Source organism: Mumia spirodelae (assembly GCF_050632745.1).
In the GTDB taxonomy this organism is placed as follows: Bacteria; Actinomycetota; Actinomycetes; order Propionibacteriales; family Nocardioidaceae; genus Mumia.
In genome coordinates this window covers 472,568-486,951 of sequence record NZ_JBODSD010000002.1, presented here as the reverse complement: position 1 = coordinate 486,951, position 14,384 = coordinate 472,568, and the positions used below count along the sequence as shown (strand labels likewise).

Sequence of the window (14,384 nt, the reverse complement as noted above, 5' to 3'; positions counted from 1 at the left end):
TGCTAGCGGGCGCGGGTCGCGGACGCCACCACGGCGACGTGACGCTCGGCCTGCCGCGGCGTCATCGGCCGGCACCCGTGGTCGACGGCCTCCGCGACGACGGCCGGCTCCTCGCGCATGAGGTGCCAGCCGCGACGGAGCAGGACGGGGAGCGGCTTGCGCTTCTCACGCAGGTCCCGGACCAGTCGCAGCACGAAGGTCACCACGCGGTGGTGACGCACGCAGATCGCGTCGGCGAGGAGGCCGCGGCGCGCGAGCTCGGCCACGACGGCGTGCGCGAACAAACCCTCGGCCGCCACCGTCGTCGCGTCCCCGAGCATCAGCGTGTGGGTCCCGGTACGGCGGCTCAGCGCGATGTCGTACACCGGCACCTCGACCGTGCCCGTCGTGCAGAGCACCTCCAGGGCGTCGCACGCGGCGCCGGCGTCCCACGAGCGGACGTCGTCCCAGTCGACCACCTCGGTGTCGCCGAAGGTGATCGTGGGCAGCAGCGGGTCGTCCCCGTCGCGGTAGAAGTCGTCGAGCCGGACGACGGGGAGACCGCTGCGCTCGGCCACGCGGGACTTCCCGGAGCCGGACGGTCCGGTGAGGACCACGACCCCGGTGGCGGCGCGGGCGCTCACACGCCGACGGGGTGCCAGACGGTCTTCGTCTCGAGGAAGGCCGTCATGCGGGCGAGCGACGGCTCTGCCGTCCAGTCGGGGCTGCTCGGGCGTACGACGCGCTTCAGGTTGACCGCGGCCTCGGCCTCGAGCTCGGCCGCGACCGCAGCGTCCTCGATGCCGGTGAGGTCGAGCGCGTTCACGTCGAGGTGGCCCGCGAGCCAGGGTCCCAGCTCGTTCGCGTCCGCGGTGAGGACGTTGACGACGCCACCGGGGAGGTCGGAGGTTGCGAGGACCTCGGAGAGCGTGACCGCCGGCAGCGGACGGGCGTACGAGGTGACGACGACGGCGGTGTTGCCGGAGACGATCACCGGCGCCAGCACGCTCACGAGACCGAGCAGGCTGTCGTCCTCGGGTGCGACCACGGCGACGACGCCGGTCGGCTCGGGCGAGGACAGGTTGAAGAACGGGCCTGCCACCTGGTTGGCGTTGCCGGTCACCTGGGCGAGCTTGTCGGCCCACCCGGCGTACCAGACCCACCGGTCGATCGCGGCGTCGACGACCTTCGCCGCCTGGGCCTTGGTGAGCCCTTCGGCGGCGACCACGTCGGCCGTGAACTGGTCGTGGCGGCCCTCGATCATCTCGGCCACGCGGTAGAGGATCTGCCCGCGGTTGTACGGCGTGCGTCCGCTCCACCCGCCGAACGCCTTGCGGGCCGCCGAGACGGCGTCACGGGCGTCCTTGCGCGAGGCCTTGGCCGCGTTGGCGAGGAAGCGCCCCTGGGTGTCGAGGACCTCGTAGGTGTGACCCGACTCCGAGCGCGGGAAGGCGCCGCCGATGTAGAGCTTGTAGGTCTTGCGGACGTCGAGCCGGCTCACAGGCCCTCACCTTCCTGCAGGTACGCGGCGAGCCCGTGGCGCCCGCCCTCGCGGCCGTAGCCGGACTCCTTGTAGCCGCCGAACGGCGACGCGGGGTCGAACTTGTTGAACGTGTTGGCCCACACGACCCCGGCGCGGAGGCGGTCGGCGATCGCGAGGATGCGCGAGCCCTTCTCGGTCCACACCCCGGCCGACAGGCCGTACGGCGTGTTGTTGGCCTTCGCGACCGCCTCGTCGGGCGTGCGGAAGGTCAGCACGGAGAGCACCGGCCCGAAGATCTCCTCGCGAGCGATGCGGTGCGCCTGCGTGACGCCGGTGAAGACGGTGGGGGCGTACCAGAAGCCGGCGCTCGGCAGCTCGCACGGCGGCGACCAGCGCTCCGCTCCCTCGGCGTCCCCGACCTCGGCGAGCTCGGTGATCCGCTGCAGCTGCTCGCGGGAGTTGATCGCGCCGATGTCGGTGTTCTTGTCGAGCGGGTCGCCGACGCGCAGCGTGCTCATGCGGCGCTTCAGGCGCTCCATCACGTCGTCGTAGACGTTCTCCTGGACCAGCAGCCGCGACCCGGCGCAGCAGACGTGGCCCTGGTTGAAGAAGATGCCCGAGACGATGCCCTCGACGGCCTGGTCCATCGGGGCGTCCTCGAACACGATGTTGGCGGCCTTGCCGCCGAGCTCGAGGGTGAGCTTCTTGTGGGTGCCCGCGACCGAACGTGCGATCTGGCGCCCGACCTCGGTGGAGCCGGTGAACGCGACCTTGTCGACGTCGGGGTGCGACACGAGCGCCTGGCCCGTGGCGCCGGCACCGGTGACGATGTTGACCACGCCCGGCGGCAGGTCGGCCTGCTGGCAGATCTCGGCGAACAGCAGCGCCGTGAGCGGGGTGGTCTCGGCCGGCTTGAGCACGACGGTGTTGCCGGCGGCGAGCGCGGGCGCGATCTTCCAGCTGAGCATCAGCAGCGGGAAGTTCCAGGGGATGACCTGCGCGGCCACGCCGAGCGGGCGGGGGGTCGGGCCGAGCCCGGCGTACGACAGCTTGTCCGCCCAGCCCGCGTAGTAGAAGAACCACTGCGAGACCAGCGGGATGTCGACGTCGCGCGACTCCTTGATCGGCTTGCCGTTGTCGAGCGACTCGAGGACCGCGAGCTCGCGGCTGCGCTCGGCCAGGATGCGGGCGATGCGGTAGAGGTACTTCGCGCGCTCGCGGCCGGGCATCCGCGACCAGGTGCGGAACGCACGGCGGGCGGCGGCCACGGCGAGGTCCACGTCGGCGTCGGTCGCCTCGGTGACCTCCGACAGGACCTCTTCGGTGGCCGGGTTGACGGTCTTGAAGGTACGGCCGTCGGCACCCTCGGTGAACGCGCCGTCGATGAACAGCCCGTACGAGGGCTCGAGGTCGACGATCGCGCGGGACTCGGGTGCGGGGGCGTAGTCGAGGCCGGTGGGAGGTACTGCGGGGGGATCGTTGCGTACAGCCATGTCGTCGCCTCAGTCGATCGTCACGTAGTCGGGGCCGGAGTAGCGGCCGGTCTCGAGCTTCTGGCGCTGCATGAGCAGGTCGTTGAGCAGGCTCGAGGCGCCGAACCGGAACCAGGTCGGCGTCATCCAGTCGAGTCCGGCGGTCTCGTTGACCGTCACGAGGTACTTGATGGCGTCCTTCGTGGTGCGGATCCCGCCGGCGGGCTTCACGCCGACCTGGCGGCCGAACGCGTCGCGGTAGTCGCGGACCGCCTCGAGCATGAGCAGCGTGACCGGCAGGGTCGCCGCGGGGGAGACCTTGCCCGTGCTGGTCTTGATGAAGTCGGCGCCGGCGAGCATCGCCAGCCACGACGCCTTGCGGACGTTGTCGTACGTCGCGAGCTCGCCGGTCTCGAGGATCACCTTGAGGTGGGCGTGCGAGCCGTCGCCGCGCTCGCAGGCGGCCCGGACGGCGACGATCTCCTCGTACACCTTGAGCAGGTCGCCGGCGAGGAAGGCGCCGCGGTCGATGACCATGTCGATCTCGCTCGCGCCGGCCGCGACGGCGTACTCGGTGTCGGTGACCTTCACCTCCAGCGGAGCGCGCCCGGACGGGAACGCGGTCGCGACGCTCGCCACGCCGATCGGCGCGTCACCGAGGGCCTCGCGCGCGGTGCCGACGAGGTCGGGGTAGACGCAGACGGCCGCGACCTGCGGGCACGTCGGGTCCGACGGGTCGGGGCGCAGGGCCTTCGCGGCCAGCGAGCGGACCTTGCCGGGGGTGTCGGCCCCCTCGAGCGTGGTGAGGTCGACCATCGAGATCGCGAGGTCGATCGCCGTGCGCTTGGCGTCCTTCTTGATGGAGCGGGTCGAGAGCGCGGCGGCACGTGCCTCCAGCCCGACCTGGTCGACCCCGGAGAGGTCTCCCAGCACGGACCGGACGTCGGCGGCGCTGCCGAGGTCGGTCGGTGTGATGGTCACTCCGACAGTCTAGGTGGGAAAGGTGGGTTGCCGGACGGGCGTGGCTCAGCCACTGCGGGGAAGGCATGCTGGGGGCATGACTGACGCAAAGGCACCCGTCCTGGTCGGGATCGATGGTTCGGACGACAGCATCCGCGCGCTGCACTGGGGCGTGCGCTACGCACGAGCGGTCGGAGCACCGCTGCACGCGATCGGGGTCATACCCGAGGACCTGGCGCGCTCTGAGGCCGCCGACGACGTCGAGGAGAGCCTCCTCGCGGAGGCGCGCTCGATCCTGGCGGCCGACGGCGCCCCGGAGTCCGTCGTCGACGTCCGCACGGGAAAGCCGGCCGAGCAGCTCGTCCGCTACGCGGCGGACGCGTCGGCGGTCGTCATGGGCAGCCGCGGGCACGGCAGGATCGCCGACCTCGTGGTCGGCTCGGTGAGCCAGCACGTCGCCCGGCAGTCCGCGTGCCCCGTGGTGGTCGTCCGCGAGGCGCAGCGCCCTGAGGCGACGCGGGTCGTGGTGGGCACCGACGGGTCGGAGGAGAGCGGGCACGCGCTGGAGTGGGCCTTCGCCTACGCCGACGCCATGGGCGTGGAGCTCACGGTGATCTACGGGTTCCACACCTCGGCCTCGAGCCCGGCGATCCTCTCGGGCTTCATCCCGACGCAGGTCGGCGACGAGATCGCGGTCGCCGAGGACATGCTGAAGGAGGTCGTGGCGCCGTACGAGGCGCGCTACCCCGACGTCACGGTGCAGCGCGAGGCCATCACCGTGCCGGGCGCTGTCGCGCTCGCCGACGCCTCCGAGACGGCGGCGCTGGTCGTCGTCGGGTCGCGGGGGCGCGGCGCCTTCGAGGGGATGCTGCTCGGTTCGGTGAGCCAGGGCCTGCTGCACCGTGCGCGGTGCAGCGTCGCCGTCGTGCGCTGATCCGCAGCGGGGCCGCGCATCGTGGTTGCGACGTCGACCACGATGCCCGGTCTCCTGCCCACCCCGCGTGTTGCTTGTCCGATTTGGGTTGATATGTACGCTCGTCCAAGTGGAGAGACGGCCGAGCTGGGCCGTGTGTGCTGCACCCCGTCCCCCGACGGGTGCCTGACGGCCGCAGGGCGATGACCCGCTCCTGACATCTGGCGCACCTGCGCCGGCCATGTCGTACGCCGTGACCCCCGGAGCGTACGAGCGCGCACGAGAGCCGAGGAGCCTCGGCGGCTCCTGCCTGCTCTCCCGAGGTTGCGGAACCCCCGCCCTCGGACAGGAGCAGTACATGGGAACCCTCGTTCTCGCCACCACCGCGCGACGCGCCCTCGTCGTCGTGCTCGCCGTGGTCGCCGCACTCGTGGCGGCCTCCCTCGCCTCGGCGGCGCCGGCCTCCGCCGCCATCGACGACTCGGCCCGCAAGGGAGCCGTGCGCGGCATCGACGTGTCGGGTCATCAGCACCCGCGCGGCCGCGCCATCGACTTCGCCAAGGTGCGCAAGTCCGGCTACGGCTTCGCCTTCGTGAAGGCGACGGAGGGACGGACGTTCGTCAACGAGTACGCGAAGGCCGACGGCCGGGCCAGCTCGCGCGCCGGGCTCGCGACCGGGTTCTACCACTTCGCACGCCCCGGGACCTCGGCCCGTGCACAGGCCCGACACTTCGTGACCGAGGTCCGTCGCACCGGCGTCCGGGCGCCCATGCTCGTGCTCGACCTCGAGGACGCCGACGGTCGCTCGGCCGCCCACGTCCGGCGCTGGACGCAGACCTGGCTCCACGTCGTCGAGCGCGCGATGGGGCAGCGTCCGATCATCTACACCGGCCCCGGATTCTGGAAGAGCAACGTCGGCGCGCGGCACACCTTCGCCCGCTACCCGCTGTGGATCGCCCACTACGAGACCAGGCTCCCGACCGTTCCGGCGCCCTGGAACGCCTACGCGATCTGGCAGCACTCCGACTCGGGCCGCGTCCCGGGCGTGCCCGGCCGCGCCGACGTCAACGTGGCTCCGCGCAAGGTCCTGGCCGCGCTGACGGCGTCCGACACGCTTCCCGGCCGGGCCGCGAGCGCTCCGGCCGCGGCCGGTCGGGATGCAGCCCCGTCGGTGAGCCGTGGCGCGGCGCGCCCGGCAGCCGGTGCTTCGGGCACGGCGAAGCCTGCTGCCAAGAAGCCCGCCGCCGAGCCTGCGGCGAAGAAGCCGACCGACGACCAGCAGGAGTTCGTCCGCCGGTCGCCGGTGCCCGACTTCCTCTCGCACGTCGGCCCCCACCTCGGGATCTCGGTGCCCGGTTTCGTCCGCTGAAGCCGGGGACCCGGGCGGCGCGACGCCGGCGGCAACCTCCTCGAACGGCCCCTCACCTCCGGGTGGGGGGCCGTTTGCGTTCCTACCCTCGTCGTAATACTCTGAGTCGAGTAATCGAGATCGAGGGAGGACGCCATGGCCGTGCGACGACCGACCAACGCGTTGGCGCTGGCGGTGCTCTCCCTGCTCTCCGAGCGCCCGATGCACCCCTACGAGATGTCGAGCACGCTCCGACAGCGCCACAAGGAGGAGAGCATCCGACTCAACTATGGGTCGCTCTACTCCGTGGTCGAGTCGCTGCACAAGAAGGGGCTCATCACCGCCCGCGAGACGGTGCGCGAGGGACGGCGTCCCGAGCGGACGGTCTACGAGATCACCCCCGAGGGCGAGGTGATGATGACCGACTGGCTGAGCGAGCTCCTCAGCGAGCCGACGGCTCAGTTCACCGACTTCGAGGCGGCGCTGTCCCTCGTCGCGACGCTGCCGCCGGACGACGTCGTGCCGCTGCTCGAGCGCCGCGTCGCCGAGCTCGCCTTCCAGACCCGGGCGTACGACGCCATCCGCGCCGCGGTGCCCGACGGCTTCCCCCGGCTCTTCGTCGTCGAGAGCGACTACCAGCAGGCGCTCCGCGACGCCGAGCAGGCGTTCGTCACCGAGCTCCTCGACGAGCTGAAGGACGGGACGTTCGGTGGGGTGGCGGTGTGGCGACGCATGCACGAGCTGCGCGACGAAGGCCTCTCGCCGGAGGAGACGCAGCGCAGGCTCGTGGCTGAGTTCCCCGAGCTCGCGGCGCTGATGCCCGAGCCGTGACCCAGACCCCGTACGACCCGCACCCGCGGGCGTACGGACAAAAGAGCGGTCCCCGACCGACTGCCATCGACCGGGGACCGTGACCATCGAGTCCGACGCTGACGCCGAGCCACGACGGCTGCACCTCAAGGCTACGGCACCAGCGGTGGACTCCTCGTCGGAAGGAGAACCCACCGTGCCCAGCACGACACGGTCCGGCCCCGCGATCGCGGTCGCCGGACTCACCAAGACCTACCGCTCCCGAGACCGGGAGGTCCGCGCCCTCGACGGCGTCGACCTCGCCGTCGAGCCGGGGACGGTGCTCGGCCTGCTCGGACCCAACGGCGCCGGAAAGTCGACCACCGTCAAGATCCTGACCACGCTCTCACGGGCGGACTCCGGCACCGCGACCGTGGCCGGGTACGACGTCGCCCGCGACGCCCGGCACGTCCGCCACGCGATCGGGTACGTCTCCCAGAAGCCGGGGTTCGACCCGATCGGGACCGGCGTCGAGAACCTCGTCCTCTCCGCACGCGTCTACGGGATGTCGGCCCGCGCCGCCCGTGAGCGCGCCGACGAGCTCCTGGAGCGCTTCGGTCTCACCGACGCCGGGCGCCGGCTCGCGCGGACGTGGTCCGGCGGGATGCAGCGCAAGCTCGACGTGGCGATGAGCCTGATGCACCGGCCCCAGGTGCTCTTCCTCGACGAGCCCACGACCGGGCTCGACCCCGAGGCGCGGGCCGACCTGTGGGCCGAGATCGCGCGGCTGGCCTCCGACGACGGGCTCACCGTCCTGCTCACGACGCACTACCTCGAGGAGGCCGACCACCTCGCGCAGCGGCTGGTGATCGTCGACCACGGCCGCGTCGTCGTCACCGGGACGCCTGCGGAGCTCAAGCACGGACTCTCCGGCGACGCGATCGCGGTCGAGCTCGCGGACCGTGGCGACGTCGACCGCGCGAGCGTCGTCCTCGCCGGGCTGACACGCGTGCACGAGCTGACCCGCGACCGCGACACGCTGCGGGCGCGGGTGGACGACGGCGCTGCTGTTCTTCCTCAGGTGATGGCGGCGCTCGACGCGGCCGACCTGCGGCTGGCCGCGGTCACGGTGTCGCGGCCGTCGCTCGACGACGTCTACCTGCGCTACGCCGGACGTGCGTTCGCCTCCGCGCAGGCCGCGGCGCCGACCGGGCGCGAGGCCGAGGGGGTGGCGGCATGACGACCACGCTCGTGCACACCCGTCTGCTCACCGAACGGTCGCTGCGGACGCTCGCCCGCCAGCCGGCGTACCTCGCCTTCACGCTCATCCAGCCGCTGGTCTGGCTCCTCCTGTTCGGCCAGCTGTTCCGCAACGTCGTGGAGCTCCCCGGCTTCGGGGGTGAGAGCTACCTGACGTACCTCACCCCGGGGATCGCCGTGATGACCGCGATGTTCTCCGCGGGCTGGGCCGGCACCGGCTTCATCGTCGCGATGGACCGCGGTGTCATGGATCGCGACCTCACCTCGCCGGTCGGGCGCGGGGCGCTGATGGCGAGCTCGCTGGCGTCGCAGTCGGTCACGATCGCGGTCCAGACGGTGATCGTGCTGGCGGTCGGGGTCGTCGCTGGCGCCCGCTTCGACGGCGGTCCGCTCGGCTGGCTCGTCGTGATCGTGGCCGCGGTGCTCCTGGGCTGCGTCTTCGCGGCGCTCTCGAACGCCGTCGCGCTCCTCGTCCGTCAGCAGGAGGCGCTCATCGGCATCTCGCAGTTCCTCACGCTGCCGCTGACGTTCCTCTCGTCGGTGATGCTCGCCCCGGCGCTGATGCCGGAGTGGGTGGCGACCGTGGCGCGGTTCAACCCGGTGGACTGGGCTGCGGTGGCGTCCCGCGAGGCGCTGTCAGCGGCGCCGGACTGGACGGTCGTCGGCACACGGCTCGGTCTCCTGCTCGTGCTCGCGGTGCTGATGGCGTGGCTCGCGACGCGGGCGTTCCGGGCGTACCAGCGCTCGGTCTGATCGGCAGCGGCCGCGTCGCCCCGTCCGTCCCCGATTTGTGCACTGAGGCTCGTTCTCGCGCCCCAAAAGGCTGATCACCTGCACAAATCGGGGACGGGACGGGACGGGCCCTCAGGCGCCGAGCTCCTCGCGCCAGCCGCGGAGGACCTGATGGAGGGCATCGGCGCCGAGGATCTCGGCGGGCGGGGCGGTGAGGTCCGCCGGTGCGAGGAGCACCGCGCGGTCCTGCCATCCGCCCAACCCGCCGTGGCTGCCGACCAGCTCCTCGAACGCGTGCACCGTGCCGGTCGCTGCGTCGCAGGCGCTGATGACGTAGAGGTCCGGAGCCATCGGTCGTTCCGCCGCGGGAAGGAGCCGGTCGCGGGCGCCGTCGCCGTACGCGGCGAGCGGGTCGCAGTCGCCGACCACCGCGCCGGTCCGCAGGGCGTGGATGCCGTCCGGGCCGATCGCCACAGGGCCCTCGGCGACCGTCATCGCGACCACGCACCCGATCGTCGGGTTGTTGACCAGCCCGGGGATGAGCCGCGGCCACCGCTCGTCGATCTCGTGGAGGAGGAGGCGTCGGTCCGTGCGGGCGTGGACGAGGCCGAGGTTGCCCGAGGCGAGCACGATGAGGTCGCTGTCCGACGTCTCGCCGGGGGCGCGTACGCCGGGGGCGCCGCTGCGGGCAGCCGCGCCGTCGCCGTCGGTCTCGGTGCCGGCACGGGTCCGGCGGTCGAGGCGCTCCGCAGTCCGACGAGCCGTGCCGGAGCCCGCTCCGGAGCCGGCCATGTCCTCGGCCAGCGCGCGGAGCCGCGCGTAGTCCTCGCCGGTCGTCTGCACCGCCTCCACCGACCCGGAGGTGAGGGTGGCCACCGCGTCGGCGAGGGTGGCGCCGTCGAGCTGGAGGAACGTGTCGCCCTGGGACTGGCCGTGGTCGCTCACCACCGCGATCCGATAGCGCCGCGGTGCGGACTCCGCGACGGTCGCGAGCGTGGCGAGCACCCCGTCCAGCGCCTCGAGCGCCGCCAGCGACTCCCGCCGGAAGACACCCGCGTGGTGCGCCACCTCGTCGTAGTCGACGTAGTCCACGTACAGGATCGGCGTGCCGCGCAGCATCTCCTGCGCGACGACGGCCGTCGAGAGGTCGCGGATGACACCGTTGGACACCGCGCGCAGCAGCGCGAACGTCCAGTCGCGCACCACCCGGGGCCGCAGGTCGCGGCGGACCTGGCGGGCGGCCTGCGCACGCTCGCGGACGACCTCGCCGATCGCGCGGAACAGGCTCCGCGCGAACCCGTCCGGTCGCAGCACGAACCAGCCGACCGCCTCGCGGGTGATGGTGGTCCCGCGTCCGGTCCGCAGCCGCGACATCACCATCGCCGTACGGTCGGCGCCGCCGCTGAACAGGTTGGAGACCGAGACGCCTCCGTCGGACAGGAGCCCCGGCCCCTCGGCACGCTGCTCGATGATCGCCGCGTCGGCGGGGTGGTTCGCGGTCAGGACGCGACCCAGCTCGCGGTCGTACCAGCGGAACGCGGGGACCCACTCGACGGTGCCGTGGAGGATCCCGAGCTGGCTGGCCGGCGTGGTGCACGGCACCGTGGGACGCCACTCGTGCAGGGTGTGGCTGCCGCCGCGCAGCCAGCGGTCGAGCGTGGGGGTGTTGCCGGCGGCGAGCGCCCAGGTCAGGACGGGGTACGGGACGCCGTCGAGCTGGACGATCAGCAGTCCCTCGGGGAGCGGACCGTCCGGATGTCGGCGCGACCGGCGACCGCGGCGGGCGAGGGAGACGGCGAAGCCCTCGTCGGTGCCCGCCGTCCCGAGCCACGCGAGCACCGAGCCGACCAGCGCCGCGAGCCACGCAGCGACCAGGGGAGCCCACCACGACTCGACCTCGACGCCGGGGACGATCGCGAGCGCGACGCCGATGACGACCGCCTGCCCGACGACGGCGAGAGCGATGACCGCGAGCCATCCGACGCGCGCAGCGACCGCGACCAGGAGCGGGTGAAGGACGAGGCCTACGACGCCGATGACGGCCGCGGCGACCGCCGGTGCCCACCACGTCGTGAACCGGAGCTCGTCGAGGAGCACGTCGACCAGCACCAGCGTGAGCGTCCCGGCCACCCACGCGACGAGGAGCCGCGCGACGTCTCCCCAGCGGACGCGGTAGCTCCTCGGTGCGGTCATGGCGTCATACCCCCAGTGCGCCCGACAGGTCGGTGCGGATCGCGTCCAGCCGTGCCGCCGCCGCGATCCTGGCGGCCTCCACCCCGTCGGGCGTGGGGACCACGACCTCGAGGTAGCACTTGAGCTTCGGCTCGGTCCCGGACGGGCGTACGACGACCCGGGCGCCCTCCGCGAGCACGAACCGCAGCCCGTCGGTCGGCGGCAGCAGGTCGGAACCCTGCTCCAGGTCGTCCACGCGCTCCACCGCGAACCCGCCGAGCCGCGTCGGTGGCGCGTGCCGCAGCCGCGCCATCGCCTCCGCGATCACCGCGAGGTCGTCGACGCGGACCGCGAGCTGCGCGGTCGCGTGGAGCCCGAACCGCTCGGCGATCTCGTCGAGCCGGTCCACGAGAGTCTGTCCCGCGGCGCGCAGCTCGGCCGCCAGCTCGAGCACCCGCACCATCGCCGAGATGCCGTCCTTGTCGCGGGCGATCGACGGTGCGACGGCGTAGCCGAGCGCCTCCTCGTACCCGAAGGCGAGTCCCGGCACCCGGCCGATCCACTTGAAGCCGGTGAGCGTCTCGGCGTACGGCTGCCCGTACGCCGCCGCGAGCCGACCGAGCAGCGACGACGACACGATCGTGGTGGCGTACGTCCCCTCGACCCCGCGACGCAGGAGGAAGTCGGCGAGCAGCACCCCGACCTCGTCCCCGGACAGCTGGTGCCAGCCGTGCATCGTGGGCACCGCGACGGCGCACCGGTCGGCGTCGGGGTCGTTCGCGACCGCGAGGTCCGCTCCGACCTGGTCGGCGAGGGCGAGCAGCAGGTCGGTCGCGCCGGGCTCCTCCGGGTTGGGGAACGCGACCGTCGGGAACGCCGGATCCGGGTCTGCCTGCTCGGCGACCACGTGGAGCGACGCGAACCCGGCCGCCTCCACGGCGCTCTCGGCGGTCTGGCGCCCGACGCCGTGCATCGGCGTGTACGCGACGACCAGCCCGCGTGGCCCGGGGGAGGGCAGGGCACCGACGGCAGCCACGTACGCGTCGCGGACCTCGTCGCCCAGCACCTCGTACGACGGGTCGCGCGGGAGCGCGTCGACCGGTCCCACGGCGGCGATCGCGGCGGCGATGTCCAGGTCGGCGGGGGGCACGATCTGGCTGCCGTCACCGAGGTAGACCTTGTAACCGTTGTCCTGCGGCGGGTTGTGCGACGCCGTCACCATCACGCCGGCGTCGGCACCGAGGTGCTGGATCGCGAATGCCAGCACGGGCGTCGGCAGCGGCTCCGGCAGCAGCAGGGCGCGGACCCCCATGGCCTGGGCCACCTCGCAGGTGTCCCGCGCGAACACCGCCGAGTTGTGGCGCGCGTCGTAGCCGACGACGAGCGTCGGGCGAGCGTCTGCGGCGCGGGATGGCAGAACGCCCTCGGCGCGGGAGAGGACGTACGCCGCGAGTCCCGCGGCGGCCTGGGCGACGACGACGCGGTTCATCCGGGTCGGGCCGGCGCCGAGCGGACCGCGAAGCCCTGCCGTGCCGAACTCGAGGCGACCGGCGAAGCGCTCGGCGAGGGCCTCCTGGTCACCCGCGCTCAGCAGCTCCTCCAGCTCCGCGCGCGTCTGCGGATCGGGGTCCTGCGCGATCCACGCGCGGGCCTCGTCCTCGAGCGGTGCGGCCATCACAGTGCCTTCCTGAGCGGCATCACGGCGAACGGACCGCCGACGTACGCTCCCTCGGCCTCGTCCTCCTCGCGCTCGCCGATGCGACCGGCGTACGCCTCGGCGTCGTCGCGCGGCTCGTAGCCCAGCCTGCGCCCCGGCTCGAGGTCCCACCAGGCGCGAGTGTTGGCCGAGATCCCGTAGACCGGCGTGAAGCCGTCGACCGGGCCGGTGAGCGCGGCGTCGACGAGGCGTACGGCGTCGCCGTAGGAGAGCCACGTCGCGAGCTGCCGGCGCGTCGTCGGCTCGGGGAGGAACGAGCCGATCCGCAGCGCGACCGCCTCGATGCCGAAGCGGTCTGCGTACAGGCTGAGCAGCCCCTCCGCCGCGACCTTGCCGACGCCGTAGAACGTGTCGGGCCGCGGGAGCACGTCGGTGCGGAGCACCTCGCCGCGCGGGACGAGGCCGACCGCGTGGTTGCTGCTGGCGTAGACGATCCGCCGGACCTCGTGGGAGAGCATCGCGTCGAGCAGCGACGCGGTCGTGAGCGCGTGCGAGGCGAGCGCCTCGGGCAGCGGCGCCTCCGACGGGTTGCCGGCGAGGTGGACCACGGCGTCGACCCCGGACACGGCATCGGCGGCGACGACCGGGTCCGTCACGTCGCCGATGAACGCGCCGAGGGGGAGCAGGGCCGCGAGACCGCGCTCCGGCTCGAGCACGTCGATCCCGCGCAGGGTGTGGCCGCGCGAGAACAGGCCCGACACGACCGTCCGCCCGATCGCGCCGGACGAGCCGGTCACGAGGACCCGCATCAGATCCTGCCCACCACGCTGGCGAGCAGGTGGCCCATGGTCTCGGCGGAGGCGGCGCCTGCGGCCAGGACCTCCTCGTGGTCCAGCGGCTCTGCGGAGACGCCGGCGGCGAGGTTGGTGACGAGCGAGATGCCGAGCACCTCGAGTCCGGCGGCGCGGGCCGCGATCGCCTCGAGCCCCGTCGACATCCCGACGAGGTCGCCGCCGATCGCCCGCACCATGCCGATCTCGGCCGGCGTCTCGTAGTGCGGTCCCGGGAACTGGACGTACACGCCCTGGGCGAGCGTCGGGTCGACCTCGAGGCACAGGGCGCGCAGGCGCGAGGCGTAGAGGTCGGTCAGGTCGACGAAGGTCGCGCCGTGCAGAGGGGACGTCGCCGTCAGGTTGATGTGGTCGCTGATCAGCACCGGCGTGCCGGGCGTCCACTCGGTGCGCAGGCCGCCGCAGGCGTTGGTGAGGACGACGGCGCGGCAGCCGGCCGCGGCGGCGGTCCGGACGCCGTGCGCGACCGCGTCGACGCCGTGACCCTCGTACAGGTGGGTCCGGCCGAGGAAGACCAGCACGCGCACGTCACCGACACGCACCGAGCGGATGGTGCCGCCGTGGCCGGCGACCGACGGGGCGCGGAAGCCGGGGAGGTCGGTCGCGGGGAGCTCGTGGTCGGGGGTGCCCAGGACGTCGGCGGCCGGGCGCCAGCCGGACCCCATCACCAGGGCGACGTCATGGTCCCCGCCGGTGCGCTCGCGCAGCACCTCCGCCGCCGCGGCGGCCATCTCCTCGGGCGATCGGGCACGGTTGCTCTCGGATGCG

The 14,384-nt window shown here is 73.1% G+C and carries 13 protein-coding genes; 5 read left to right on the top strand and 8 right to left on the bottom strand.

Annotated elements, in window-relative coordinates:
* Window positions 1-2 precede the first annotated feature (2 nt).
* Genes ACQSSQ_RS11900 through deoC form a run of 4 tightly spaced genes read right to left on the bottom strand, consistent with a single transcriptional unit; the run spans window position 3 to window position 3,915 of the window.
* On the bottom strand, window positions 3-623 hold the full coding sequence (locus tag ACQSSQ_RS11900; protein ID WP_431327292.1) for an ATP-binding protein: 621 nt from the start codon (window positions 621-623) through the stop codon (window positions 3-5).
* Window positions 620-1,480 carry an aldehyde dehydrogenase family protein gene (locus tag ACQSSQ_RS11895; RefSeq protein ID WP_431327291.1) on the bottom strand — a complete coding sequence of 287 codons (861 nt, stop codon included), beginning with the start codon at window positions 1,478-1,480 and terminating at the stop codon, window positions 620-622. The genes ACQSSQ_RS11900 and ACQSSQ_RS11895 overlap by 4 nt, the downstream gene beginning before the upstream one ends.
* Window positions 1,477-2,955 carry an aldehyde dehydrogenase family protein gene (locus tag ACQSSQ_RS11890; protein ID WP_431327290.1) on the bottom strand — a complete coding sequence of 493 codons (1,479 nt, stop codon included), beginning with the start codon at window positions 2,953-2,955 and terminating at the stop codon, window positions 1,477-1,479. The genes ACQSSQ_RS11895 and ACQSSQ_RS11890 overlap by 4 nt, the downstream gene beginning before the upstream one ends.
* A gap of 9 nt (window positions 2,956-2,964) precedes the next feature.
* Window positions 2,965-3,915 carry a deoxyribose-phosphate aldolase gene (gene deoC / locus ACQSSQ_RS11885; RefSeq protein ID WP_431327289.1) on the bottom strand — a complete coding sequence of 317 codons (951 nt, stop codon included), beginning with the start codon at window positions 3,913-3,915 and terminating at the stop codon, window positions 2,965-2,967.
* A 76-nt stretch (window positions 3,916-3,991) separates the two neighbouring features.
* On the opposite strand from deoC, the gene ACQSSQ_RS11880 reads away from it, so the two are divergent.
* The 5 genes from ACQSSQ_RS11880 (at window position 3,992) to ACQSSQ_RS11860 (ending at window position 8,957) form a co-directional block, all read left to right on the top strand.
* Entirely contained in the window at window positions 3,992-4,828 is an 837-nt protein-coding gene (locus ACQSSQ_RS11880) for a universal stress protein (protein ID WP_431327288.1), read from the top strand.
* A gap of 337 nt (window positions 4,829-5,165) precedes the next feature.
* Window positions 5,166-6,176, top strand: coding sequence for a glycoside hydrolase family 25 protein (locus ACQSSQ_RS11875; RefSeq protein WP_431327287.1), 1,011 nt, complete (start codon window positions 5,166-5,168; stop codon window positions 6,174-6,176).
* A 135-nt stretch (window positions 6,177-6,311) separates the two neighbouring features.
* Entirely contained in the window at window positions 6,312-6,986 is a 675-nt protein-coding gene (locus tag ACQSSQ_RS11870) for a PadR family transcriptional regulator (RefSeq protein WP_431327286.1), read from the top strand.
* 175 nt (window positions 6,987-7,161) lie between these two features.
* Window positions 7,162-8,184, top strand: a complete 1,023-nt coding sequence (locus ACQSSQ_RS11865; RefSeq protein ID WP_431327285.1) for an ATP-binding cassette domain-containing protein — start codon at window positions 7,162-7,164, stop codon at window positions 8,182-8,184.
* Window positions 8,181-8,957, top strand: coding sequence for an ABC transporter permease (locus ACQSSQ_RS11860; RefSeq protein ID WP_431327284.1), 777 nt, complete (start codon window positions 8,181-8,183; stop codon window positions 8,955-8,957). The genes ACQSSQ_RS11865 and ACQSSQ_RS11860 overlap by 4 nt, the downstream gene beginning before the upstream one ends.
* Window positions 8,958-9,068: 111 nt before the next feature.
* Here ACQSSQ_RS11860 and ACQSSQ_RS11855 read toward each other — a convergent pair whose 3' ends face one another.
* Genes ACQSSQ_RS11855 through ACQSSQ_RS11840 form a run of 4 tightly spaced genes read right to left on the bottom strand, consistent with a single transcriptional unit; the run spans window position 9,069 to window position 14,347 of the window.
* Window positions 9,069-11,129: an alkaline phosphatase family protein gene (locus ACQSSQ_RS11855; RefSeq protein WP_431327283.1), complete on the bottom strand. Its 2,061-nt coding sequence runs from the start codon at window positions 11,127-11,129 to the stop codon at window positions 9,069-9,071.
* A gap of 4 nt (window positions 11,130-11,133) precedes the next feature.
* The gene (locus ACQSSQ_RS11850; protein ID WP_431327282.1) at window positions 11,134-12,783 is read right to left on the bottom strand and encodes a phospho-sugar mutase; all 1,650 of its coding nucleotides are present in this window, start codon (window positions 12,781-12,783) and stop codon (window positions 11,134-11,136) included.
* Window positions 12,783-13,574: an NAD-dependent epimerase/dehydratase family protein gene (locus ACQSSQ_RS11845; RefSeq protein ID WP_431327281.1), complete on the bottom strand. Its 792-nt coding sequence runs from the start codon at window positions 13,572-13,574 to the stop codon at window positions 12,783-12,785. The genes ACQSSQ_RS11850 and ACQSSQ_RS11845 overlap by 1 nt, the downstream gene beginning before the upstream one ends.
* Window positions 13,574-14,347 (bottom strand): purine-nucleoside phosphorylase, encoded by a 774-nt coding sequence (locus tag ACQSSQ_RS11840; protein WP_431327992.1) that lies wholly within the window; start codon window positions 14,345-14,347, stop codon window positions 13,574-13,576. Before ACQSSQ_RS11840 ends, ACQSSQ_RS11845 begins: the two co-directional genes overlap by 1 nt.
* Window positions 14,348-14,384: the final 37 nt, after the last annotated feature.

What these genes read in the sequence shown, in the direction of transcription:
- ACQSSQ_RS11890 (WP_431327290.1), bottom strand. Translation starts at nt 2,955, where the DNA reads ATGGCTGTACGCAACGATCCCCCCGCAGTACCTCCCACCGGCCTCGAC.
- ACQSSQ_RS11880 (WP_431327288.1), top strand. Translation starts at nt 3,992, where the DNA reads ATGACTGACGCAAAGGCACCCGTCCTGGTCGGGATCGATGGTTCGGAC.
- ACQSSQ_RS11875 (WP_431327287.1), top strand. Translation starts at nt 5,166, where the DNA reads ATGGGAACCCTCGTTCTCGCCACCACCGCGCGACGCGCCCTCGTCGTC.
- ACQSSQ_RS11870 (WP_431327286.1), top strand. Translation starts at nt 6,312, where the DNA reads ATGGCCGTGCGACGACCGACCAACGCGTTGGCGCTGGCGGTGCTCTCC.
- ACQSSQ_RS11860 (WP_431327284.1), top strand. Translation starts at nt 8,181, where the DNA reads ATGACGACCACGCTCGTGCACACCCGTCTGCTCACCGAACGGTCGCTG.
- ACQSSQ_RS11855 (WP_431327283.1), bottom strand. Translation starts at nt 11,129, where the DNA reads ATGACCGCACCGAGGAGCTACCGCGTCCGCTGGGGAGACGTCGCGCGG.
- ACQSSQ_RS11850 (WP_431327282.1), bottom strand. Translation starts at nt 12,783, where the DNA reads ATGGCCGCACCGCTCGAGGACGAGGCCCGCGCGTGGATCGCGCAGGAC.
- ACQSSQ_RS11845 (WP_431327281.1), bottom strand. Translation starts at nt 13,574, where the DNA reads ATGCGGGTCCTCGTGACCGGCTCGTCCGGCGCGATCGGGCGGACGGTC.
- ACQSSQ_RS11840 (WP_431327992.1), bottom strand. Translation starts at nt 14,347, where the DNA reads ATGGCCGCCGCGGCGGCGGAGGTGCTGCGCGAGCGCACCGGCGGGGAC.